General features: G+C 72.5%; 17 protein-coding genes. 5 read left to right on the forward strand and 12 right to left on the reverse strand.

Annotated elements, in window-relative coordinates:
* Positions 1-68: 68 nt before the first annotated feature.
* From ptsP to dhaK, 3 genes are read right to left on the reverse strand one after another with little or no spacing between them, the layout of a single operon-like run.
* On the reverse strand, positions 69-2,516 hold the full coding sequence (gene ptsP, locus WMF19_RS14660; RefSeq protein ID WP_437899685.1) for a phosphoenolpyruvate--protein phosphotransferase: 2,448 nt from the start codon (positions 2,514-2,516) through the stop codon (positions 69-71).
* On the reverse strand, positions 2,513-3,172 hold the full coding sequence (gene dhaL / locus WMF19_RS14665) for a dihydroxyacetone kinase subunit DhaL (RefSeq protein ID WP_437899686.1): 660 nt from the start codon (positions 3,170-3,172) through the stop codon (positions 2,513-2,515). Before dhaL ends, ptsP begins: the two co-directional genes overlap by 4 nt.
* Before the next feature lie 3 nt (positions 3,173-3,175).
* The gene (dhaK, locus tag WMF19_RS14670; protein WP_437899687.1) at positions 3,176-4,177 is read right to left on the reverse strand and encodes a dihydroxyacetone kinase subunit DhaK; all 1,002 of its coding nucleotides are present in this window, start codon (positions 4,175-4,177) and stop codon (positions 3,176-3,178) included.
* Between the two features lie 107 nt (positions 4,178-4,284).
* Here dhaK and WMF19_RS14675 point away from each other — a divergent pair, with 107 nt between their 5' ends.
* On the forward strand, positions 4,285-5,028 hold the full coding sequence (locus tag WMF19_RS14675; RefSeq protein ID WP_437899688.1) for a YqjF family protein: 744 nt from the start codon (positions 4,285-4,287) through the stop codon (positions 5,026-5,028).
* Between the two features lie 106 nt (positions 5,029-5,134).
* Here the strand turns inward: WMF19_RS14675 and WMF19_RS14680 are convergent, their stop codons facing one another.
* Together WMF19_RS14680 and WMF19_RS14685 are read right to left on the reverse strand one after the other, a co-directional pair.
* Entirely contained in the window at positions 5,135-6,091 is a 957-nt protein-coding gene (locus tag WMF19_RS14680; RefSeq protein ID WP_272103355.1) for a YheT family hydrolase, read from the reverse strand.
* A gap of 47 nt (positions 6,092-6,138) precedes the next feature.
* Entirely contained in the window at positions 6,139-7,932 is a 1,794-nt protein-coding gene (locus WMF19_RS14685; RefSeq protein ID WP_437899689.1) for an MXAN_6577-like cysteine-rich protein, read from the reverse strand.
* 529 nt (positions 7,933-8,461) lie between these two features.
* On the opposite strand from WMF19_RS14685, the gene WMF19_RS14690 reads away from it, so the two are divergent.
* Complete coding sequence (locus WMF19_RS14690) at positions 8,462-8,653, forward strand: hypothetical protein (RefSeq protein ID WP_437899690.1); 192 nt, start codon at positions 8,462-8,464, stop codon at positions 8,651-8,653.
* 14 nt (positions 8,654-8,667) lie between these two features.
* On the opposite strand, the gene WMF19_RS14695 is transcribed toward WMF19_RS14690, so the two are convergent.
* The 7 genes from WMF19_RS14695 to WMF19_RS14725 all read right to left on the reverse strand — a co-directional run bounded on the left by WMF19_RS14695 (position 8,668) and on the right by WMF19_RS14725 (position 17,348).
* A complete protein-coding gene (locus tag WMF19_RS14695; protein ID WP_437899691.1) occupies positions 8,668-10,044 on the reverse strand; it encodes a hemolysin family protein in 1,377 nt (458 codons plus the stop codon).
* 195 nt (positions 10,045-10,239) lie between these two features.
* Positions 10,240-11,307 carry a 3-deoxy-7-phosphoheptulonate synthase gene (locus tag WMF19_RS14700; RefSeq protein ID WP_272103361.1) on the reverse strand — a complete coding sequence of 356 codons (1,068 nt, stop codon included), beginning with the start codon at positions 11,305-11,307 and terminating at the stop codon, positions 10,240-10,242.
* A gap of 245 nt (positions 11,308-11,552) precedes the next feature.
* Positions 11,553-12,350 (reverse strand): RNA polymerase sigma factor, encoded by a 798-nt coding sequence (locus WMF19_RS14705; protein ID WP_437899692.1) that lies wholly within the window; start codon positions 12,348-12,350, stop codon positions 11,553-11,555.
* 448 nt (positions 12,351-12,798) lie between these two features.
* Entirely contained in the window at positions 12,799-14,103 is a 1,305-nt protein-coding gene (locus WMF19_RS14710) for an RNA polymerase sigma factor (RefSeq protein WP_437899693.1), read from the reverse strand.
* Positions 14,104-14,200: 97 nt separating this feature from the next.
* Positions 14,201-14,962, reverse strand: coding sequence for a hypothetical protein (locus tag WMF19_RS14715; protein WP_437899694.1), 762 nt, complete (start codon positions 14,960-14,962; stop codon positions 14,201-14,203).
* A 398-nt stretch (positions 14,963-15,360) separates the two neighbouring features.
* Entirely contained in the window at positions 15,361-15,858 is a 498-nt protein-coding gene (locus WMF19_RS14720; RefSeq protein ID WP_437899695.1) for a hypothetical protein, read from the reverse strand.
* 554 nt (positions 15,859-16,412) lie between these two features.
* The gene (locus WMF19_RS14725) at positions 16,413-17,348 is read right to left on the reverse strand and encodes a hypothetical protein (protein WP_437899696.1); all 936 of its coding nucleotides are present in this window, start codon (positions 17,346-17,348) and stop codon (positions 16,413-16,415) included.
* 751 nt (positions 17,349-18,099) lie between these two features.
* On the opposite strand from WMF19_RS14725, the gene WMF19_RS14730 reads away from it, so the two are divergent.
* The 3 genes from WMF19_RS14730 (at position 18,100) to WMF19_RS14740 (ending at position 22,945) form a co-directional block, all read left to right on the forward strand.
* Entirely contained in the window at positions 18,100-18,960 is an 861-nt protein-coding gene (locus WMF19_RS14730; protein WP_437899697.1) for a hypothetical protein, read from the forward strand.
* A 211-nt stretch (positions 18,961-19,171) separates the two neighbouring features.
* Positions 19,172-22,255: an SNF2-related protein gene (locus tag WMF19_RS14735; protein ID WP_437899699.1), complete on the forward strand. Its 3,084-nt coding sequence runs from the start codon at positions 19,172-19,174 to the stop codon at positions 22,253-22,255.
* 129 nt (positions 22,256-22,384) lie between these two features.
* Positions 22,385-22,945 carry a hypothetical protein gene (locus WMF19_RS14740; protein WP_437899700.1) on the forward strand — a complete coding sequence of 187 codons (561 nt, stop codon included), beginning with the start codon at positions 22,385-22,387 and terminating at the stop codon, positions 22,943-22,945.
* Positions 22,946-22,954: the final 9 nt, after the last annotated feature.

Here is a 22,954-nt window from a genome sequence, read left to right on the forward strand (position 1 = left end):
GCGCCGGGCCGGCCAGACGTCTGGCCGGCCCGGCGCCGGGCTCTGGCTGCTCGATCGCGGCAGCGACGTCAGCCCGGACGCCGCGCCGCCGCGCGGGCTGCGCGGGCCGCCGCCGCGTCGTCGACCGCCAGCGCCTCCTCGGCGATGGCGGCGAGATCGGCGAACGAGGCACCTGCGAGCGCGTCCTCCACCGCGTCGAACGCGGAGGCGCACATGCTGAGGCGCGTGATTCCGAGCCCGACGAGGAGCGGCGCGACGCCGGGATCGCCGGCGGCCTCGCCGCACACAGAGACCGGCCGCCTCGCGGCGTGCCCCGCCTCCACGACCCCGCGCACGAGCCGCAGCACGGCCGGGTGCGCCGGATCCGCGAGCGCGTGCAGCCGCGGGTGACCGCGCTCGGCCGCCAGCGTGTGCTGCGTCAGATCGTTGGTCCCGATGCTGAAGAAGTCCGCCAGGCGCGCGAGGCGCTCCGCCATGAGCGCCGCCGACGGCACCTCGACCATGATGCCCGTGGCCACGGGCCAGCGGTGCGCCGCGCCCGTCGCCGCGAGCGTCTCGTGCGCGCGCTCCAGCGCGGCGCGCACGGCGCTCACCTCCGCGGCGGTCGACACCATCGGGACCAGCACCCGGATGTCATGGCCGCGCCCAGCGACAAGGATCGCGCGGAGCTGCGCCTCGAGCAGCGCCGGCCGCGCGAGGGAGAGGCGGACGCCGCGGACGCCCAGGCTGGGGTTCGCCTCGGCGTCGAGCTCGAGGTACGGCAGCGGCTTGTCGCCGCCGACGTCGAGCGTGCGGACCACGATCGGAGCGCCGGCGAACGCCGCGAAGATCTCCGCGAGCAGCTCCGCCTGCTCGTCCTCGCCGGGCTCGTCCACGCGGTCCAGGAACAGCATCTCGGTGCGCAGGAGCCCGATCCCGAGGGCGCCGGCCGCGCGCGCGGCGCGCGCGTCCGAGGGGCCGGCCACGTTCGCCCAGAGCTCGATCTCGCGGCCGCAGGCGAGGCGCAACCGGCCGTCCCGGGCGCCTGGCGGCCGCCGTGACGCGCGGAGGGCCGCCTGCCGCCGCTCGAGCTCGATCGTGGTCTCGGGATCCGGGTCGAGCCACACCTCGCCGGTCGCGCCGTCGAGGCCGGCGCGCGCGCCGCCCGTATCCGGCACCAGCGCCGCCGCCCCGGCGACCGCAGGGATGCCGGCGCTCCGCAGCAGGATGGCGGCGTGCGAGGTGGGACCGCCGCGCCGGTCGATGACGCCGAGCACCCGCCCCGGTTCGAGCCGCGCGGCCTCCGACGGCGTGAGGTCCTCGGCCACGACGACGGCCGGCGGGCCTTCGGGCAGCACCGCCGCGGCGCCGCCGAGCAGGGCGCGCACCACGGCGTCGCCCACGTCGTGGACGTCGGCCTCGCGCGCCCGCAGGTACGGGTCGTCAAGCTGCCGGTAGATCGCGGCCGCAGCGTCGATCGCCTGGCGGAAGGCCCAGGCGGCGTTGCAGCGCTCCCGCTCGATGCGCCCGATCGCCTCGTCGACGAGCGCCGGGTCGCAGAGCAGCGCTTGATGCGCGTCGAGGATGTCGGTGCCGCGCAGCGCGCTGCCGAGGTCCTGCGCTGCCAGATCGAGCGCCCGCCGCAGCCGCTCGGCCTCGGCCACAGGATCGTCGACCGTTGTCTCGGGGACCTCCGGGACGGACCGCACCAGCCGGACCATCGGGCCGAGCGCGATGCCGGGCGCGACGGGGATCGCGTGGCACGACGCGGGGGGCGCCGTATGCGCGGCCGCTGGCGCGTCGCGCTGCAGGAGCGCAGCGAGCGCCTCGACGGCCTCGCCCGCCTGCCGACCGGTCGCGCGCAGGCGCAGCACGTCGCCCCGGCGCGCGCCGAGGGAGGCGAGCGCGATCAGGCTCGAGGCCGGCACCGGACCGCGCGCGGCCGTCACGTTCTCCAGGGTGATCGCCGCGTCGAAGGCCGCCGCGCGCGTGATGAGCCGCGCGGCAGGGCGGGCGTGGAGGCCGCTCGGATCGGCGATCGCCAGCTCGACCGTCGCGGCCGGCGCGGTCGCGTCGGTCGCGGCACCGGCCGCCGCCGGGGGGCGCTCCGCCTCGCCGAGATGCTCGGCCTTCGGAGCGAGCGCCTGCCGCGCCTCCGCGGCGACCTGATTGAGCGTGCCGCCCGCCGCCGCCCGCACGGCGGCCGCGATCGCCCCTTCCACGATCGGCCCCCCGGAGAGGCGCGTGCGCGCGGCGATGGCCGGATCGACGAGCTCGAGCGCCGTCTCGGCGCTCAGGATCGCGCCGCCGATGTCCATCAGCACGACGGCGCCGGCCGGCCCGCAGGCGCGCTCGATCGCCGCGGCGATCGCGGTCGCGTCGGTGCCGAGCTCGGCGCCGCCGTCGCCCGCGCCCGCCGCGCAGGCGATGGCGACCGCCTCGCCGGTCATCTGGCGGGCCAGCGCCTCGGTGGCCTCGGCGAGCTCTCGGCTGTGCGAGACCAGGACGAGCCCGACGCGGCCCGCCGCCCCGCTCATGCGCCTGCCGTCGCGGCCAGGCTCCGCAGCAAGAGCGAACACGACGTGGCGCCGGGGTCCTGGTGCCCAGCGCTGCGCTCTCCCAGGTAGCTCGCCCGGCCCTTGCGAGCGATGAGCGGCACGGTCGCGAGCGCGCCGGCCTGCGCCGCCTCGGCGGCGCGGGCGAGCCCGTCCATGAGCGGGGAGCGCGCCGGCTCGCCCGTGGGCGCCGGCGCGCTCAGCGCGGCCTTGAGCGCGTCGACCGCAGGGGAGAGCGCGTCGACCATCGTCTTGTCGCCGGGCGATGCCTTGCCTCGCCGCTTCACGCCGTCGAGGCCCGCCTCGAGGCACCCGGCCAGGGCCGCGAGATCGAGCGTCTCGGCGCCGGCCGCCCGCTGGCCCGCGTCGCGGAACAGCGTGCCGTAGAGCGGGCCGCTCGCCCCGCCGACGGTCGACAGCAAGATCATCCCGACGCCCTTCAGCAGCGCGCCGACGTCGCCGTGATCGAGGCCGCCGAGCCGGGCGCGCACCGCCGTGAAGCCGCGCGCCATGTTGACGCCGTGGTCGCTGTCGCCGATCGCCGCGTCGAGCTCGGTCAGGAGCGCCTTCTCGCGCTCCATGACGTCGGCCGCGCGCTCGATCCACGCCGCGATGTGCGCGCCGGTCAAGGCGTCCATGGCTCAGGTCCCCCAGCGCAGCGCCGGCGTGTGCACGGGCGCGTCCCACCAGCGGAGCATCTCGTCGTCGAGCTTGAGCAGGGTCGCCGACGCGCCGGCCATCTCGAGCGACGTGATGTACGACCCCACGAGGCTGCGCGCGACCTTGAGGCCGCGGCCCTGCGCGATCGCGCGCGCCTTGCGGTACACGACGTAGAGCTCGAGGAGCGGCGTCCCGCCCATGCCGTTGACGAACAGCAGAACGTCGTCGCCCGGCTCGAACGGCAGGTCGTCGAGGATGGGCTGTATCAGGATCTCGGCCACCCGGTCGGCCGGCTCCAGCTTGGCCCGCCGCCGACCGGGCTCGCCGTGGATGCCGATGCCGACCTCCATCTCGTCCGGGCCGAGCTCGAACGACGGCTTGCCGGCGTGCGGCACCGTGCAGGCGGAGAGCGCGACCCCCATGCTTCGGCCGCGCGCGTTGACCCGTCGACCGAGCGCCGCCACCTCCTCGAGTGGGCGGCCCGCCTCGGCGGCGCCGCCGCAGATCTTCTCGACGAGGACGGTCGTCCCCACGCCGCGCCGTCCGGCAGTGTACAGGCTGTCCTCGACCGCCACGTCGTCGTTCACGAGCACGCCCTCCACCGGGATTCCCGCCTCGCGCGCGAGCTCGGCGGCCATCTCGAAGTTCATCACGTCGCCGGTGTAGTTCTTGATGATGTGGAGCACGCCGGCGTCGCCGTCGACTGCCCGCGTCGCCTCGAAGATCTGGTCGGGCGTCGGGCTCGTGAACACGGCGCCGGGGCAGGCGGCGTCGAGCATGCCGCGCCCGACGAACCCGGCGTGCAGCGGCTCGTGCCCGCTGCCGCCGCCGGAGAGCAGCGCGACCTTGCCCTTGCCCTTCGCCTCGGCGCGCGTGACGAAGCGCGGCGCGGCGTTCACCCGGAGGAGCTCGGCGTGAGCGAGCGCCATGCCTTCGAGCGCCTCATCGACGAGATCGTCCGGCGCATTGATGAGCTTCTTCATCCTGCCTCCGCTCCGTGCCCGTTCGGCTCCGCGCGCAGGATATCCCCATGCCATTGCCCGCCGCGAGAGGAGATCTTCTGACCGCGCCGTCCTATGCTGAGGTCGCCGTGGATCGAATCGCCCCCACGCTCCGCCCCCCTGGCCGTCCTGCGGGCTTCCAGCGCTGGAGAGAGCTGCTCTTCCTGCACTGGGAGACGCCGATCGCCGCGCTCCGCGCCGTCGTGCCGCCTGCGCTCGAACTCGACACCTTCGAGGGCAAGGCCTACGTCGGCGTCGTCGCCTTCACCATGCGCGACGTCAGCCCCTGGTGGTCGCCGAGCGTGCCGGGGATCTCGAACTTCCACGAGCTCAACGTCCGCACCTACGTTCACCAGGAGGGGCGAGCGCCGGGCGTCTGGTTCTTCAGCCTGGACGCGGCCAAGGCGATCGCGGTCGTAGCGGCCCGGGTCGGCTGGCACCTGCCGTATCACTACGCCTCGATGGATCTCGAATCGAGGGACGGGGAGGTCCGTTACCGCAGCGCGCGGCGCTGGCCGGGCCCCGTGCCTGCGCGCTTCGAGGCGCGCTATCGCGTCGGCGCGGCGATCGACGGCGGCGCCGCGGCGCCGGGGACCTTCGAGCACTTCCTGGCCGAGCGCTACCTGCTGTTCGCCGCGAGCGGCGGCGCGCTCAGGATCGGGCAGGTGCACCACGCGCCCTATCCGCTCCACCGGGCCGAGGTGACCCACGTCGAGGAGAGCGTCGTCGCCGCGGCCGGCCTGCCCGCCCCGAAGGGGGCGCCGCACGTGCTCTACAGCCCAGGCGTGGACGTCGACGTCTATGCGCTGATGCCGGCCGCTCCGCGCGGGTGACATCGCGTCGGCGCGGCCGCGCGGCGACCGAGCGCGCTCCCGCGCCCCGATGCCCGGGGGAGCCGAGCCAGCGAGCCGCGGGCACGGCCGCGGCGACGCCTGCACGTCAATGCCTCGTGAGCCAGTGGATGACCTGGGATTCGAGGCCTGGCGCCGCCCCGAACCCGAGGCTCAGCGTCCGCGGGAAGCCCACGTGCCCGCCGTGCCGGAGCCACTGCACGTCGAGCAGCGGCGAGCGCGGGTGGGCCTCGATCGCCGGCCGCACCGTGTCGAGCGGCACCATCGGGTCGGCCTCCGCCGCGACGATCAGCGACGGGACGGCGATGTCGCGGAGGCGCGGGGCGGCGCTCTCGCTCGCATAGTAGGCCTCCACGCTCTCATAGCCGAAGCGCCGCGTCATGATGCGCCGGTCCCATTCGCGGATCGTGCGAATGGCGAGCGCCTCGTCGAGGGGCACGGGCACGGCGCGGCGCGAGGCGACGGCGGTGTACATCTCCTTCAACCCGGACATCACGTGCCTGCGGTACACCCACCGCTCGGGCTGGTCGATCGCGGCGACGGATCGCTCCAGGTCGAGCGGCGGGCAGACGGCCGCCACGGCGTGGACGCGCCCGTCGAGCGAGCCCGAGGCCGCGTAACGGAGGGCGATATGCCCGCCGAGCGAGTAGCCGAGGACGAGCACGCGCTCGTACCGGTCGAGCTCGGGGGAGGTGATGGCGGCGTGGAGATCGGAGAACAGGCCAGCGTGGTAGATGTCGTCTCCGTCGCCCCCGGCGCCGCGCAGGTTGACGCGCAGGCAGGCGAGCCCGGCGCGCTCGGCCCTCAGAGCGGCCTCGACCATATAATAACTCTCGCTCGTACCGCCGAGCCCGTGGACGACGACGAGGATCGAGCTCGCGCCCTCTCGGTGGCGGATCCTGCCGAGCAACCGGACGGGCCCGGCAGGAGTCTCATCGACGTGGACCGCGAAGGGGGAAGACGGAGCGAGCCGCGGGGCGCGAATCTGATGCTTGAGCCAGGGAGCGACCGTCCAGAAGTGGCCGTGGAGGATGCGCTGCATCATCCCGTTCGTAACACGGGCGACGCAGCGTTTCTATTTCACGCGCTCGCTCAGCGACACACGACCTCCGACGAGCCGCTGCAATCGTTCCGGCACACGTCGCACTGGGCGCACTGGAGCATCGCTTCGTAGAGGGCCGCGCTGGCCGGGTCTACCGTCCTGCAGGCCTCCTTGCAGGCGGCCGTGTCGCACGTACGGAAGCAGCTCACGTACTCCCTGCACGCGATGCTGTCCGTGCACGCCGAGAGCTCGTCGGCGCAGCTGCTCTCGAGCGCGCACCGGGTGCACCCCGAGCTGCCGTCGCCGCAGGTGCCCGAGTTGTCGCATACCGGCGGCGGGACGGCCCGCTTCACGTTGAGCGTGAACGCGCCGTCGCTGGTGTCGGTCGAGCCGTCCACCACGACCACGACGGTCTGACCCGCCGCGAGCGTCACCGTGACCTCCGACTGCTCGACGTCCGTGTCGTCGTTGCACGCGAGCTGAGCCCCCCTGCACGTCGCGTCGTGCACGTGGAGCATCGTGTCGAACGCCGAGCCGAACGTATCGAAGGTGTAGTCGCCGGCGACGGGCGCCGTGAACGCGTACCCCGCGTCGGGGCTGCTCGACGCGCGGCAGGCCGTCGTCGCGGTCGGCCGCACGCTGTTGGGCCGGCCGACCGTGCTGCCGGTGATCGTCTGCGGCACCGACGAGGCGAGGGTGCCCGCCGGGCAGCTCGGCGCGCTCGCCCGCGTCACGTTCAGCTCGAAGGTGCCCGCCTGGCCCTCCGCGCCGTCGACCACGATGTAGACGGTCTGGCCCATGGCCAGGTCGGCCGTGATGACCGCGCTGGGGTCGGCGCTGCACGCGATCTCGGAGCAGCCCGTCGCGTCGAGGAGGGCGAGAACGACGCTGTAGCCGGAGTTCGTGCTGTCGAACGAGTAGACGCCCGCGGTCGCGGCGGTGAACGAGTAGATGCGCTCGCTCGAGCTCGTGGCGGAGCACGTCGGGGAATACGTGTTCGGCAGGCCCGCGGTCGTGCCGTTCACGATCTGCGGCACGGCGCTGCCGAGGTCGTGGCCCGGGCTCACCGTGCACGCGCAAGCCCCGGCCTGGCAGACCTGCGTGTCGTTGCACGCGGCGCCGCACTCGCCGCAATGCTCGGCGTTGGTCTGGAGGTCGACGCAGACGTCGACGCCGTCGCAGGCCGTGAGCCCGGAGCCGCAGCCGTCCTCGCACTCGCCGGCGACGCAGGTCTGGTCGTCCGTGCACGCGGTGCCGCACTCGCCGCAGTTCCCGGCGTCGTTCCGGAGGTTGACGCAGGCGCCGTTGCAGTCGGTGAGCCCCTGCGAGCACTCGCCGTCCTGGCACTCGCCCGACTCGCAGGTCTGGTCGTCCGTGCACGCGGCGCCGCACTCGCCGCAGTTGCTCGGATCGGACGAGACGTCGACGCACGTGCCGCCGCAGTCGGTGCGCCCCGTGGGGCAGCTGCCCTGGTCCTGGCACGCGCCGGCCTGGCATGTCTGCCCCTCCTCGCAGGCGTTGTTACAGCGGCCGCAGTTCGCCTCGTCGCTCTGGGTGTCGACGCAGCTGTCGCCGCACGCCGCGAGGCCGTCGTCGCACGCGGCCACGCACTCGCCGTCGCGGCAGGTCTGATCGTCGCCGCACGCCACGCCGCACGCGCCGCAGTGGCTCGTGCTCGTGCCCGTGTTGATACAGATGCCGTCGCACTCCGTCTCCGGCGCGACGCACGCGCTCGTGCTGGGGCCGCCGTCCGAACACGATGCCACGGCGGAGAGCGCCGCCGCGGCGAGCCAGAGCAGGGTATACGTCGGCGCGAGCCTGAAGCGCGATTTGAGCTTTTCCATGAACCTTCCCTCGGCAGGGTTGCCGACGACGGGGGTCGTAACGCGGAGCTACCGGGAGGATACGACGATGGCCTTCCAGGATGTCAATGCTTGCAGCCTGAATCCCGCGCGCAGATCGTCGATCCTCGTCGGTGCGCGCGCGCGCCGTTTTGCCACCGTCGTACACCTTGACCACAGGGTGCGCTGCTCGGGCTGGCCTAGCCTCGCGAGGCTAGGCTGATGAGCCAGCCAGCGCCGGCGCTCTCTGGAGGGGAGGGAGGCAGCGCGGATTGCCCTGGCGCGGGAGGCGATCTACGCATCGAGATGGCGCGCGCGAGGGCCTCGCCATGACGCCAACCGCTCCGAGCACCAACCGATTTCCCCCTCAGAGCAAGTACATTATCGGAAACGAGGGGTGCGAGCGTTTCAGGTTTTACGGGATGAAGAGCATCTCAACGTTCTTCACGATCAACACCATGTTGATCCACGAGCACGTGCGAAGGCCAATGACCACCTGTGCGCGGCGCCCACCTCACGGCGCTCGGCCGGCATGGCGATCACGGGCGACCTGATCACCGCCGGCGTCGCGGCGCTCGACGTGCTCACGGGCGCGCTTCAATATCTCTCCTTCGCGGTGCTCCTCCTGATCGCGGGCGTCGTCTTCGGCCTCCTCGCCCGGCGCTACGTGGTGGTCGACTACTTCCAGCGGAGGACCGCGGGCGCGCCCGTCCCTGCGTCCTGACGCGCCGCGCCGGCTCAGCCCTCGCCGCGCGGCTCCTCGTCCTCGGGCTCGCTCGCGAGCGCGGGCGGGATGCGGACCCGCACCGTGCGGATCTGCCGGGGGCTCGCGTCGACGATGTGGAGCTCCGCCCCGTCCGGGGTCGTCACGACGTCGCCGGGCGCCGGGATGCGCCGGGCGAGCCCCAGGCAGAGCCCCGCGACCGTCGACCAGCGGACGTCGTCCGGCAGCGCGATCGCGAGCTGCCGGCAGACCTCGTGGACCGGCATGTCGCCGGGCACGAGCGCCGACCCGTCCGGCTCGCGCCGGATCGTCTCTGCGTGAGGCGGGTGCGCCTCGTTCTCGGTGAAGATCTCGCCGACGAGCTCCTCGACGAGGTCCTCCATCGTGATGATGCCGATCATGCCGCCCTGCTCGTCCACGACCACGGCGAGCTGGAGCCGGCGCCGCTTCAGCTCGGCGAGGAGATCGACGGCCGGCATCGACCCGACCACGAAGTACGCCGGGCGCAGGATGCTCTCCAGCGAGAACTGGCCGTCGCCCCACAGGAGCGCGAGCACCTCGGGCATCGTGACGTAGCCGATCACGTTGTCGTTCGACCCTTCGTAGACCGGCATCCGCGTGTGGCCGTGCTCCAGCACCGCGCGCTGGACCTCCTGGGCGGCGGCGTCGCGCGGGAGGGCCACGACGCGGCCGCGGGGGAGCATCACCTGGAGCGCGGTGAGCCAGGCGAAATCGATGGCGCGGGACGCGATCTCGCCGGCGCGCTTGTCGACCGAGCCCGCCTCGGCGGCCTCGTCGACGATCTGCTGGATCTCCTCGGGGGAGAGGCGCGCCTCGACGAAGTTCGTGCGGTCGCCGAAGAGCCTCAGCACCAGGTTGGAGCTGGCGGTGAGCAGCCAGACGAGCGGGCGGGCGAGCGACGACAGCCCGCGGAGCGGCGGGCCGACGAGCATCGCGTACCGCTCGGAAGCGCGGAGCGCGAGCGACTTCGGGACGAGCTCGCCGAGGACGAGCGACAGGAAGGACACGAGCGCGACCACCGCGGCGAACGCCAGCTCGTCCGCCGCGTCCCCGATCCACGGCGCCGCGCGGAGCACCGGCGCGAGGTCCTTCGCGAGGGTCGACCCGCCGAAGGCGCTCGCGGTCGCGCCCACGACGGTGATGCCGATCTGCACGGTGGCGAGGAAGCGCTCCGGGTTGCCCCGCAGGCGCTTCACCGCGCGCGCCCGGCGGCTCCCCGACTGGACGAGCTGGTCGAGCCGCGTCTTGCGGACCGTGACGACCGCGATCTCGGCGCCCGAGAAGACGCCGTTCACGAGCACCAGGGCCAGGATGATGAGGATTTCCGAGAGAATGGCAGCTCCCTCCGCGGCTTTCCCGGGTGCAGGCATAGCGTGTCGCTCGCCCGCACGGCAGTGGCGCCGGGCCCGCGGCGCACGAAACCCCGGCGGCCGTGGCTGCAGCGTGCCGCGGGTCGTGAATTGCGTTTATGATGAAATTTTCTGAGGGATCCGCCACACACGGTGGCCGCGGCGCGGTCACGCACGGCCGCCGTCACGCGCGGCCGCAGGCGCCGCGCGGAGGGCTCACGCCGCCTTGCTGGCTCGCCGGTCCCGCACCGCCTGTGCGAGCAGCTCGAGCACGGGAACGGTGTCGTTCCAGCCGAGGCAGGCGTCGGTGATGCTCTGGCCGTAGATGGGCAGCTTGCCCGGCGCGAGATCCTGCCGGCCTCCCACGAGGTGGCTCTCGATCATCACGCCGAGGATGTCCCGCGAGCCGGAGCGCAGCTGGTCGGCCAGGCTCTCGGCCACCGTCCTCTGGCGCGCCGGATCCTTCTGGCTGTTGCCGTGACTGCAGTCGACCATCAGCCGGCGCGGCAGGCCCGCCTTGGTCAGGCGGTCGGCCGCCTCGCGGACGTGCTCGGCCGCGTAGTTCGGGCCGCGCTGCGAGCCGCGCAGGATCACGTGACACGACGCGTTGCCGCGCGTCGCAACGATCGCCGAGATCCCCTGCTTCGTCACGGAGAGGAAATGGTGCGCCTCGCGCGCGGCCCGCACCGCATCGACCGCGATCTGGACGTCGCCCTCGGTGCTGTTCTTGAAGCCCACGGGGCACGACAGCCCGGAGGCGAGCTCGCGGTGGATCTGGCTCTCGGTCGTGCGCGCGCCGATCGCGCCCCAGGAGATGAAATCGGCGATGAACTGCGGCGAGATCGTGTCCAGGAACTCGCTCCCGCTCGCGAGCCCGAGCTCGGCGATGTCGCGGAGCAGCCCGCGGGCGACGCGGAGCCCCTTGTTGATCGAGAAGCTCCCGTCGAGGTCGGGATCGTTGATCAACCCCTTCCAGCCGACCGTGGTGCGCGGCTTCTCGAAGTACACGCGCATGATCACGAGCAGATCGTCGCTCAGCCGGTCGCGCGCCTCCCGGAGCCGCGCGGCGTACTCCAGGGCGGCCTTGGGGTCGTGGATGGAGCAGGGGCCCACCACCACGATGATCCGGTCGTCGTCGCCCGAGATCACGCGCTCGGCGGCCTTGCGCGTGAAGGCCACGGTCTCGGAGGCCGCGGGGCTGACGGGGATCTCTTCGATAAGGATCGCCGGGGGGATCAAGGGCCTGAGCCCTGCAATACGAAGGTCGTCGGTCGAGTAGTACATCGTTGAGGCTCCAGCATAGCGGACGACATACGCCCCGACTACCCGCGCGTGGCCCGGAGGCACTTTCTGGTCGTTGTACGGCGCCCCGTACTCCCTTACGGCTTGCGGTCGGCTTGAAGATCTGTCTCGCCATGCGCGGGCGGGCCATCGAACCACGCGGGGACGCCGGATCCGGGCCGACGCCGGCGCTCGCGCGAGCGCTGGCCCGACCGCGCTGGCGGCCTCCGCCGGCCATCCAACCTTATCTATGCGCGCGCTGGCGAGTGCGCCCGGTCCCCGCCCGGCCGCGGCAGGAACGGCGCGCCCTTCGGCTGCGCATGGCAGGGCGCCGCGGGCCGGTTCGCGCCCGCTGTGGTCGAGCGGACGGGTCGCTCTGCCAGCGCCGTCCGGCGTGGCGTGTTCGCCGATCGTGCGCCTTTCGCCGGGTGCGCCGCCGCCTCGGCCACGTTGCTCGCCGTCGGTCGCGGCGGTCGTTGATGCCTGCGCTCCGCGCGGGGCTCCTCGATCAGCGCACGCAGGGACGCGAGCGCGCGCGTGCGCCACTTGTACGCCGTCGACAGCGGGATCCCGTGTTGTTCGGCGACCGTCGCCATCGGCACGCCTTCGATGTCGTGCTGGATGAGGATCTGCTGCTCCTCGGCCTGCAGCGACCTGAGCCGCGAGAGGATGAGGGAGCGCGTCTGCTCTGCGTCGATCTGCTCCTCGGCGTTCGGGCGCTCGTCGGCGACGCGACGCGGGGCGTGGCCGGAGGACAGCTCCTCGCGCCGGTGGTGCGCGCGGTCGCGGTAGTGGGCGGCCACGTGGACCGTGATCCTGTTGAGCCACCGCTCCGGTCGCGCGCGGAGCGGGTCGTAGGAAGGGAAGCTCTGGTATCCGGCGAGGAACACATCCTGGAGGATGTCTCGCCGATCGCGGCGTGGGACCCCGAGCCGCCTAAGCCAATTCCATACGGAATCGTAGGTCTTCCCCCGAAAGAGCCGGACGAAGGCCCGCTGTCTATCCAGCGGCATCGACGGTGCGAGAGTGCGATGCGGTTGTCCCATGCTCGCTTAATTAGGAGGAGCAGATCTCCCATCTCAAAAAAAAGCCATCGGCTCTGAAAAATGATCTTCTGTGCGCGCGCGATCCCCCGCCTCTCCCCCTCAATCGCCAAGGACGGGAGCGCTGCTCTCCCGCTTCGGATACGGGCCCACCTCGGCGTTTTCGGTGCTCGGCGTGCTGGAGCACGCCTGCGCGCCGAAAACGTCGATCTGGGCCCGTCTCCTGTGCGGGAGAGCAGCGCTCGGCGGCGGTTGGGATGGATCGTCTCCTGTGCAGGAGAGCAGCACTGAGGTCGTGGGGAACTGAACGGGGGAATCGCTCTCGACCGGCTCTCGGCTGCGCGTGCCACGGCGGCTCGGAGAGAAGAGGTGGACGAGAGGTCGAGAGGGGCCAGGGCTCGACTCTCTTGGTGTCCTCGGCGGTTCAGATCCTCGCCATCCGAGCAGTGCTCTACAGGAGCGGGCGGGGCCCGGCGGCAGCCGTCCTCGAGCGCAGCGCGCGAAGCGCCGCGTTCCTCTCGGCGGTGAGGCGGCCAGCAGGGAACCTCGTTCGGTGCTCGATCAGGAGGCTCTTTGCCTCCGCATAATGGCCGCGCGACAACGCGGTGATCGCCCCGTCGATGAGGGTGCGCTCCGCGGCGATCTCCTGATCGTTCGACGCCCCGGACGCTCCTGCGGGAGGGAAGGTCGCTCTGCCGGCCGGACGGGGCGCGGACTTCTGGGCGAGCGGCGCCGCGCTGGTCGCTCGCGGGCTCCCGGCGGCCGAGATCCCGCCGCCCTGCAGGGCGCCCGCCGCTGCAGCTACGCCGGGCGCCGTCGGCAGCGCGGCCGGGGACAGCGGCGGCAGCGCGGCCGGGGACAGCGGCGGCAGCGCGGCCGGGGACAGCGGCGGCAGCGCGGCCGGGGACGGCGGCAACGCTTCCGGGGGCGGCGGCGTCCGGATGGCCGCCACGGCGAGCCCGCTCGCGGCGCGCTGTCCGGCGGCGGTCGGGGTCGAGGCGGCGCGCAGCGCGCTCAGCGTGAGCGCGATGACGGCGGCGGCGCTCGCCAGCGGGACTGCGATGCTCGCTGCGAGATGGAGCGAGCCTGCCCGCGTCGGCGTGCCGCCCTCGATCGGGAGCCTCCACGGAGAGAACACCCCGCGGGCGCCGCGGTATAGCCGCGCGAGCAACGTCGGCGCGCCCTCGCGTCCCGTGCGCGCCTCCTGGACGAGCGCGCCGGCGCTGAAGGGGATGAACGCGAGCCCGCGGCCGCGCTGCCGCGCCTGCCAGCGACGCATGGCCGCCTCGATGTCCACCCAGGCGAGCCGGTGCCGGCTCCACGCGGTGCTCAGGGGAATCGAGAGCTGCTGGGCGATCTCGGCCATGTCGATCTCCTCGAGCTCATGGGCGACGAACACGCAGCGGCGCTCCATGGGCAGCTCCTGGAGCAGCTTGTGGAGCACGCAGCGCCGGTCTCTCGCGATGGCATGCTGCTCGGAGTCGGGGGTGACGTCAGGCAGCGCCGCGAGATCGTCGAACGGCCGGAGGCGCTCGTGGCGGCGGTGGGCCCGTCGGAAATGGTTCGACGCCTGGTGGGTCGCGATGCCCATGAGCCACGACCGCACGGTGCCCCTGCTGGGATCGAACCGCGGCAGCGCGCGGTAGGCGCCGGCGAGGACCTCCTGGGCGACGTCCTCGATGTCCTGCGCGCGAACCCCGAGGCGGGCGAGGTAGCGGGCGATGAACGAGAAGTGCTCGTCGGCGATCTCCGCCATGCGGGCGTGGGAAGGTTCTGCGGACGTGTTTTTGCGTGACTGTGACCCCATCTCTGTTCCCCCCTCGAGCGTGGCGACGGCGTGGTCGCGAAGCTGGTCAATGCGCTGCCTCGGCACCCCGAGGGAGGGCAGCGCGCCGCGCGGGCGCCTCGCTCCGCGGATCGAGATTGACGTCCAGACGGAGCCCCACGAGCCCGCCGTAGGCGGGCGGGGTCCAGAGCACACCTTCCTGGCTCTCGACCCGGAGCTCCGAGAGGCGGAGCACGATGTCGCCATAGAACTGGATGGCGAGCCGATCGGAGATCGGCATCTCGATGCCGGCGCGCGGCCCCGTGGCCAGCCAGAGCGCCGACGTGTCGACGATCCTGGCGTCGGTGCTGGAGGTGGTCACGACGCCGACCGACACGACGGCACAAGCGAAGAGGTGACGCTGCCGCGAACACGGCATCACGTTCGCCGCCGCGAGCCAGGCCGAGATGCTCGTCGTCTCGTCGAGCTGAATCGTGACGGGCAGTTGAACTTGGCCTTCTAAGCCGAGGGAGAAAGATGGATAGCGGAGCGCGACGTGGAGCGCCGTCCCGGCGGTCGTCTCCTGCAAGGTTCCGAACACAGCGGCCCCCGCGAGGCCGACGCTGAAGTCGGGCCACGCGCGCCGCGCGGGCGTGGCGGCAGCGGCGTCGGCTGGGGGCGGGGCAGGGGAGGGCGGCGGCGGTGGCGGGGCGGGCGGCACGTGGAGGCTCGGATCGAGCGCGACCCGGAGCGAGAGCGCCATGTTCATGACGAGCTCTTGGCAATCGTCGTGGTAGACGACCAGGTGCCGTGACCATGCGATGGATCCATCCGCGTCGTAGAGATCCATGGTGGCGTGTATCTCCCTCCCTGGTCCCCGGAAGACAAGGGCTTTGGCCTGCGCGGCCGCCTCGGGCTCCACAGGGTCATAGCCGAGCTGCCTGGCCATCTCCTCGCGCAGGAGCCCCTCGCCCGGGCAGCGCTCGGCCCCTGGCGCGCGCCGGTACTCGAGCTGCACCGCGGCGCGGGGCGGCGCGGCCCCGGCGCGCCAGGGCCACAGCAGGGCCGCGGCCGCAGCGACGAGCGACCACGCCGCCCGGACCCTCGGTCGGTCCCGTGTTGCCGCGTCAGCCCCGGTGTCTCTTGCTGATGCTGCTGACATGGTGCTCATCGCGGCGTGGTGACCGCTTGTTCAGGCCAGGTGGTGTCGGCCGCATTCCCATCCAGGGAGCGGCCAGGGTGCCTCCCTCAGAAGGCGTCCACGGGGAGCACGAGCCCCACGCCGACCACACCGGAGAGCGGAGGGACCCGCCATACCTCTCTGTTGTTCACCCAGAGGGACGGGCGGCTGTGGTTCGTGTGCAGCTCGGCGAACCCGCGCAGCGACAGCTGCTCGGAGAAGCGCCAGTCGCCCGCGACCCGCAGGCCGACCGAGCTGACCCACGGCTGGCGCGCTTGAACGCTGACGCCGGGGTCGCTCGTGATCCGCAGCTCGCCGGCGTCGAAGACGGCGCACACCGACAGGAGCCCGCGATGACCGCAGATGTCGAGCGTCGGCATCGCCAGGCTCGCATGGACCAGGACGCCGTCCGCAAAGGTATCTGCCAGGGAGGTGAACATCCGCGCCTCGACGCCGATCGACAGACTGGGCCAGCGGAACGCCGTGGCGAAAGATGCCCCTCCGCCGAGCGCGGGCATGAGGCCCATTGCGAGCAGCGGTGACGCGGAGATCTCGCCGCGGAACATGTGGTCGTCCTCCTGAGTCTCCCGTCCCGATTCAGACCGAGGCGTATCCGCGTGCGCCGGGGTCGTCGCCATCGAGACAACGAACACGGCGGCACAACCGGCGCGTCGCATCGGCGTCCCGGCTAGGGCGGGATCGGTGCGGTACGGAGCGGAGTGGACACCTCGACCCGATGCACGCCGCTGCTTCCCGTCCGGCCGCAACACCCCGCCATGTGGCCCCCCTCTTCAACGTCTCCAGCGCCCGTAGGACAGTGCACCTCTGCCGCGTGACGGAGGCCGGCTCGACGTCGCCGCTCCCACGTCGTGATCCTGTAGATACTGACTTTGGAGCGCACGTAAAGGCTTTTGTGTGCGCTCTCGAGCGCGCAGGTCGCATTGCATTTTGGCTCGTCTGTTTCTCCGTTTCGAGAGGTTTTTCGCCATGCCCGCGGATCCCTGATTTTGGCGCCTTTTGCCTGACATCGCAGGTTCTGGTCAGCCCGTACCGTGGTTCAGGAAAAGCCCGAATCGTGCGGCTCGGGCGGCGCTGCGCCGCCCTTCGCGGCGCATGATCGTCACCCGTTCTCGCCTGGACGTGTTTGGCAGCAAAACGTGCTCGGACCGGTGAGGACGATCTCGCCTCGCAGCTCGCCGCCGCTCGGCTCGCAGCTTCCGGGCCGGTCGACCTGCCAGATGGCCCTCATGCTCTTGGGCGTTTCCCCGGGCGTGGCGGCGACGCAGCCCGGGGCATCGCTCGAAGCGGTGCCGGCGGTGAGCTGCTCGTCACACGCGCCGTCCCGGAAGGAAACGAGCATCAGGGAGCACTCGCTGCCTGTCGGAGGACCGCACTCACACGGCGTGCAGTGGCGCTCGTCCCTCATGCCGTCGTAGAGGACGACGTCCTCCGGGTAATCTTCCGGGCAGGTCACCTCGCCCTCGCCGAGGTACATGATGCACTGAGCGAAGCCGTGTTCCTGATCGGGTGGCACGCACGTCTTCGACGGAGAGGGGCACGTGCGTTCCTGGAGGCTGCCCCCGCACGCCACGCCGGAGCGATACCACCGCAAGGTGAACTGCGGCACCGGGGGGGGCTCGACGCTGGCCTCGCAAGGCGTCACTCGGGTCGCGCCGAGGACGAGCGATTGGTGATCGTTCACGAGGGCGCTGCTGGGCACCACGCAGGTGCCGTTCAGGATGTCCCGGGGCTCATGCACCGAGACCGCCGGGCCACCGCACTTCAGCGAAGCGGCCGTCCGGAGATCGTCGGGCAAGGCGCAGGCCGGCTCGCCGCACCGACATGGGCTGCACGCGAAAGGGAAGTCAGCGGTCTCGTACCCCCTGTACACCGTGGTCTGGGCGCCGTGGGGGCACTGCGGCTCGTCCACCGTCCTGCCGACCCAGAGCAGCGCAGGGCCATAGAAGCCCTCCGGAGGCGGCTCGACACACTGGTCGCCGCTGCACGGTTCGCATGCCGAGATGCACGCGTCGCGGTCGGGCTGGTTTCTACACACTTTCGCGCATGTCCGACATTCCGCTATGCAGTCCCAACGGTCGGACCCGTAGGGCTCGCTTTTACATTGATCCACGCACGTCCCGCATTCCGCTAGACACGCGTCCTGGTTGGGCACGTCCTCACACTCGGTGTCGCATGTTTCGATAGTCTGTCTGGTGTAGAAGCAGCCTGGGAGGCACGCGGTGAACAGCAGCGCAAGCGCGAGATAGGTATTCTTCATAGACCGCCTGTCGGGAAGAGCTCGCTGCCCGCTTTACTACAGAGCCAACCGTTTCAAACGAAGATGGGCCGGGACACGCCAGGAATGACCTCTCTGGACGCATTGCGATCAGCGCCGGCGAATTCCAAGAGAACGTCATCAGCGGCGATTTTTGTCAGCGCAGCCCGGGCTTGAGCGCAGCGACGCACCTCGTGAAATGAAGACACGCTGAGCCACGTAAGCGCTCTGTGTCGGAGTGCACCCTCGCCCCAACTCCTGCGTGGCCGAGCGCGCTCCTGCGCACCCCTGCGCGACCGAGCGCAGGCCGCGGCGCTCAGGCGCGAGCCAGGGTGACCGAGCGCACCGCGTCGGAGGGGGTCGGTTGGGCTCGGATGCGCCCGCGCCCGATCGCAGGAACGCGAAGGCGAGCCGCGTGTCCCCAGGCGCTCTGGGCTCAGACGCTTGAATCATGCGTCGAGAGCGTCGAAAGCGTCGAGAGCGTCGAAAGCGCTCGCGGGGCGTGCGCTTGCTGCGTTAGGCTCCGATCCTGATGAGTGGGGATCCACCCGATACCGAGCGCGGGCTGCATCAGACCGGGCTCCGTCCTCAGGAAGAGGCGGGCTCACGGGGGGCGGCGAGCGGCGCGCCGGTCCCCTCGGCCACCATCTCGCTCTCCTCCGGGCGGCGCTACGAGATGGAGGCGACGCTGGGGGGCGATCGGCTCGTCGTCCGCGGAAGGACCGGTGAGATCATCCTGCAGATGGAGATCACCGACGCCGGCCCGGTGCTGTCGTTCGCGGCGCCCGACGGCGAGCGCGGCGGCTCACGGCGAGGCGGCCAGGGGAGCGGCTCCTCCGCGCCGCCGCGGCGCGCGGCCTCGCCGCCGCAGTCCGTGATCGTCCCCATGTCGAGCGGGAAACGCCTGCCCTCGGAGGGCGAGGCCGACGAGGCCGTCGAGGTGCCGCGGGCCCTGCCGCTGCCCTCGATCAAGGTCCCGCCCGAGGCCGATCTGCTGGAGCTCGATGGCGGCAACGCGCGGTCGGGGGTCACCCTCCGGCGATCGCCCGGCGAGCTCGACGAGAGCGCCGCCGGGCCGGCCGCTCCGGCGCCGGCAGCTCCGGCGCCGCCGAGCGTCGCGGCCCCTGCGCCCGCGTCGCGGAGCGACCTTCCGGGCACGCGGAGCGCGCTCCCCTCGCTCAGCCTCCAGCAGTACGCGGTCCTCTGCGCCGAGTCGTCGCTCGGAGCGGCCTCGTCGTTCGACCAGGCGCTCCTGCGCCACGGCATCGCCGACCGCGACCTGTGGAAGGCCGTCGATCGCAGCTGGCAGGATCGGCTCGAGCGAGAGCCGATCCTCACGTTGCGCTGGATGGAGCTCACGACGCGCTACCGCGAGCACCTGACGCGCCGGTAGAGCTCGCGGCGCCACGCCGCGCGGATACCTGCTACAGCAGCGCCCTGCTCGTACCGGGCAAGCTCCTGGAATCTGGAAGACGCGACAGCGGAAAAAGACGCCCGAACCTCTTTCCGTCTTCTTCGTCTTTCTGTGAACATCCCAAGAAGTGGCGCTGGTCCCGGGAGAGCGCGCGAGCTACCGCGGCCGGTCGTCGGTGTCTGGAGTCTCAGTGCAGGGTCTTCTCGAAGCCATCAGAAAAGCCTGTCTTCCGGGCCTCTGGTCCCAGGGCGTCAAGCTCGCCCGTGAGGGCGCTGCCTTCGGACGCGAGGATCGCGGCGATGCCATCGTGGTCCGCATCAAGGCGGCCGGGCAGCCCGTCGCACCCACCGTCACCCTCTACCCGGCGGACGCCGAGTGGACGTGCGACTGCGGTGGAAAAATCGATCCCTGCGCGCACGCTGTCGCGGCGACGCTGTCGCTCTCGCAACCGGTCGCGCAGGGCCAGCCGGCGGCGCAGGACCAGCCGGCTGCGCAGGGCCAGCCGCCGGCGCAGGGCCAGCCGAGGGCGCAGACGCAGCCGGCCGCGCAAGGCGGCGCGATCGCCGCGTCCCCGCCGCCGGCGCGGCTGCGGTACCGGCTCCGGCGCAAGGGGCTCGTGCTCGCGCTCGAGCGGATGATCGTGCACGCGAGCGGCTCCGAGGAGCCGCTCCGGGTCTCGCTCGCCAGCCTCGCTGGCCGCGCCGTGAGGGCTCCAGCGAGCCCGGAGCGGCCGGGGCCGAGGCTGCCCGAGCTCTACCCGACGCACGAGGACCTGGCGATCGACCGCCTCGTGGGCACGAAGCAGCACGGCTATTTCCCTTCGGATCGCCAGCCCGAGCTCTTCGCGGCGCTGGCGGGCGTCGCGGACGTGGAGCTCGACGGCGCGCCCGTGCGCGTCTCCAGCGAGGCGATCGGCCCCCGCGCGACGGTGCGCGATCACGACGACGGCGCGGCGCTCGTCGTGGAGCGGGACCCGCGCGTCGACGAGGTGATCGCGTCGGGTGTCGCGCGGTGCGGCGGCACGCTGCACCTGCTCCGGGAGACGGATCTCACGGGGCCGAAGCTCGAGCGGCTGCCGCTCCGGCGGGTGTTCTCGCGGGGGGACCTCGGCAAGCTGGTGACCGACGTCCTGCCGGAGCTGACCAAGCGCGTCCCGGTCACGGTCCAGAGCCAGCGCCTGCCCCGCGCGGGCGGCGCCTCCCGGCCGCGGATCCTCCTGGAGCTCAGCCAGAAGGAGCACACGCTCTCGGTCGTGCCCAGCCTCGTGTACGGCGATCCGCCGGAGGCGCGCATCGAGAACGGCCGGCTCGTGCACCTGTCCGGCGCCGTGCCCGTCCGCGACGAGGCCGCGGAGCGCATGCTGCTCGTCCGGCTGCGCGACGAGCTCCACCTCATCCCGGGCCGTCGGGTCGACTTCGACGGGGTCGAGGCGATCCGCTTCGCCTCGCGCCTCGAGTCGTGGGACGCCCGCGCCTTCGCCGACGCGCGCGGCGAGATCTTCGGCAAGGCCGCGCTCGTGCCGCGCTTCGTCATCCACGACCGGGCCTTCGACGTCGAGTTCGAGCTCTCGAGTGGGCAGGACGACGAAGGCGCCGGCGCCGGCGCGCCCACGAAGCGCGCGGACGCGACCGCCGTCATCCGGGCGTGGCAGGACGGCCTGCCCCTCGTGCCGCTCCTCGGCGGCGGGTGGGCGCCGCTGCCCTCCGCGTGGCTCGAGAAGTACGGCGCGCGCGTCGCCGATCTGCTCGCGGCGCGGCGCGAAGACAAGGAGGTGCCGCCCGCGGCGCTCCCGGCGCTGGCCGCGCTGTGCGACGAGATCGAGTACCCGCGCCCGTCGGGCTTCGACAAGCTCATGCCGCTGCTGGACGGCTTCGCGTCGCTCCCGGAGGCGCCGCTGCCCGCCGACCTGACCGCGACGCTGCGCCCGTACCAGCGCCGCGGCGTCGACTGGCTGTCGTTCCTGCGCGACGCCGGCCTCGGCGCGGTGCTCGCCGACGACATGGGGCTCGGCAAGACGCTGCAGACGCTCTGCGCGCTGCGCGGCCGGACGCTCGTCGTCTGCCCGCGCAGCGTCGTCCACAACTGGGCCGACGAGATCCGGCGCTTCCGCCCGGGCCTCCGGTTCGCGGTCTACCACGGCACGCGGCGCACGATCGACCCTGCGGCCGACATCACGCTGACGACGTACGCCGTGCTCCGCAACGACGCCGAGCTGCTCGCGGCGCAGGCCTGGGAGGCGGTGGTGCTCGACGAGGCGCAGGCGATCAAGAACCCCGACAGCCAGGCGGCGCGCGCGGCGTTCGCGCTCCGCGCCGAGCTGCGCGTGGCGCTGAGCGGCACGCCGGTCGAGAACCGGCTCGAGGAGCTCTGGAGCCTGCTCCACTTCACGAACCGCGGCCTGCTCGGCGGGCGGAGCGCCTTCCAGGAGCGCTACGGCCGCCCGATCGCCGAGGGCGTGCAGGGCGCCGCGGCCGAGCTGCGGCAGAAGATCCGCCCCTTCGTGCTGCGGCGGCTGAAGGGCGAGGTGGCGCCGGAGCTGCCGCCGCGCTCGGAGATGGTGCTCTACTGCGAGCTCGAGGAGGCCGAGCGCGAGCTCTACGATGCGGTGCGCGCGGCCACCCGCAAGGACGTGGTGGAGAAGCTCGCGGAGGGGGCGAGCGTCATGGCGGCGCTGGAGGCGCTGCTCCGCCTGCGCCAGGCGGCCTGCCATCCGGCGCTGATCCCGGGCTCGAGCGCCGGCGGCGCGGCGCAGGCGGCGCGGACCGCGCCCTCCTCCAAGGTGACGCGGCTGATCGAGGCGCTCGAGGAGTGCGTCGCCGACGGCCACAAGGCGCTCGTGTTCTCGCAGTGGACCTCGCTGCTCGATCTCGTCGAGCCGCACCTCGTCGCGGCGGGGATCCCGTGGAGCCGCCTCGACGGCGGGACGCGCGACCGCGCCGGGGTGGTCACGGCGTTCCAGTCGCCGGGCGGCCCCCCGGTGATGCTCATCTCGCTGAAGGCGGGCGGCACCGGCCTGAACCTGACCGCGGCGGATCACGTCTTCCTGCTCGATCCCTGGTGGAACCCGGCGGTCGAAGATCAGGCGGCCGATCGGGCCCACCGTATCGGGCAGCACCGGCCGGTGATGGTCCACCGGCTCGTCGCGAAGGACACGGTGGAGGAGGGGATCCTCGCGCTGCAGGAGCGGAAGCGCGCCATCGCGGGCGCCGCGCTGGGCGAGGCGGACAGGGCGGCCTCGCTGACGCGGGAGGATCTGCTCGCGCTGCTGGGGTAGCGCACATCGATCGCGGTCGGACGCCTGGCGCTCCCCAGGGTGTCGCCGCTCGCGGGGCGGGCGTATCGCCGCGGCCTCTGGCGGTGCACGCGTTGCGCGCCTTGAGCCGCCATGGGATGAGCGGGTGTGATGCGAACGTTCATCCTCCCCCTCGCCGCGCTGCTGGCGCCGCTCGCTGCGTGCACCGTCAACGGTCCGCGTGAGCCGGCCCCTGAGCCGTCGTCTCCCGCGGGGCCCTCCGCACCGCCTTCCACCGCGGCGCCGGTCACGCCCGCGCCGCAAGCTTCGGCCACGGTCACCACCGCGACGACGCAAGCGCCGACCACGACAGCGCGGACCTCGACCACCGCGTCCGGCGAAGAAGCCCTGTTCGGCACGTGGAGCTCCGCCGCGTGCGGTCCGCGGAAGTACGAGCGCTTGCTCTCCTTCGCGAGGGACGGCAGCTTCGCCGCCGAGGATCGCGTCTCCCCCTGCCCGCCGAAGGTGGCGTGCATCTGGTCGGGCATCGTCCATCGCAAAGGGGCGTTCAAGCGCTCCGACAGGACCCTCCTGCTCTCGGTCTCCGAAGCTTCGCAGGGACCCGGCGCTCACCCTTTCCCGACCACGCTCACCATCGATCCTTCGACGGGCGCCCTCGCCGAGACCGGAGAAGGCGGCGCTCCCTGCCCCTACGAGCCCGCCGCCAAGTAGCGCCCTCAG

It is taken from the genome of Sorangium sp. So ce124 (assembly GCF_051525235.1).
Taxonomy (GTDB): Bacteria; Myxococcota_A; Polyangia; order Polyangiales; family Polyangiaceae; genus Sorangium; species Sorangium atrum.

Excerpts from the sequence above, each read along its gene's own strand:
- ptsP (WP_437899685.1), bottom strand. The coding sequence starts at position 2,516 with ATGAGCGGGGCGGCGGGCCGCGTCGGGCTCGTCCTGGTCTCGCACAGC.
- dhaL (WP_437899686.1), bottom strand. The coding sequence starts at position 3,172 with ATGGACGCCTTGACCGGCGCGCACATCGCGGCGTGGATCGAGCGCGCG.
- dhaK (WP_437899687.1), bottom strand. The coding sequence starts at position 4,177 with ATGAAGAAGCTCATCAATGCGCCGGACGATCTCGTCGATGAGGCGCTC.
- WMF19_RS14680 (WP_272103355.1), bottom strand. The coding sequence starts at position 6,091 with ATGATGCAGCGCATCCTCCACGGCCACTTCTGGACGGTCGCTCCCTGG.
- WMF19_RS14685 (WP_437899689.1), bottom strand. The coding sequence starts at position 7,932 with ATGGAAAAGCTCAAATCGCGCTTCAGGCTCGCGCCGACGTATACCCTG.
- WMF19_RS14690 (WP_437899690.1), top strand. The coding sequence starts at position 8,462 with ATGGCGATCACGGGCGACCTGATCACCGCCGGCGTCGCGGCGCTCGAC.
- WMF19_RS14695 (WP_437899691.1), bottom strand. The coding sequence starts at position 10,044 with ATGCCTGCACCCGGGAAAGCCGCGGAGGGAGCTGCCATTCTCTCGGAA.
- WMF19_RS14700 (WP_272103361.1), bottom strand. The coding sequence starts at position 11,307 with ATGTACTACTCGACCGACGACCTTCGTATTGCAGGGCTCAGGCCCTTG.
- WMF19_RS14705 (WP_437899692.1), bottom strand. The coding sequence starts at position 12,350 with ATGGGACAACCGCATCGCACTCTCGCACCGTCGATGCCGCTGGATAGA.
- WMF19_RS14710 (WP_437899693.1), bottom strand. The coding sequence starts at position 14,103 with ATGGCGGAGATCGCCGACGAGCACTTCTCGTTCATCGCCCGCTACCTC.
- WMF19_RS14715 (WP_437899694.1), bottom strand. The coding sequence starts at position 14,962 with ATGGATCTCTACGACGCGGATGGATCCATCGCATGGTCACGGCACCTG.
- WMF19_RS14720 (WP_437899695.1), bottom strand. The coding sequence starts at position 15,858 with ATGTTCCGCGGCGAGATCTCCGCGTCACCGCTGCTCGCAATGGGCCTC.
- WMF19_RS14730 (WP_437899697.1), top strand. The coding sequence starts at position 18,100 with ATGAGTGGGGATCCACCCGATACCGAGCGCGGGCTGCATCAGACCGGG.
- WMF19_RS14740 (WP_437899700.1), top strand. The coding sequence starts at position 22,385 with ATGCGAACGTTCATCCTCCCCCTCGCCGCGCTGCTGGCGCCGCTCGCT.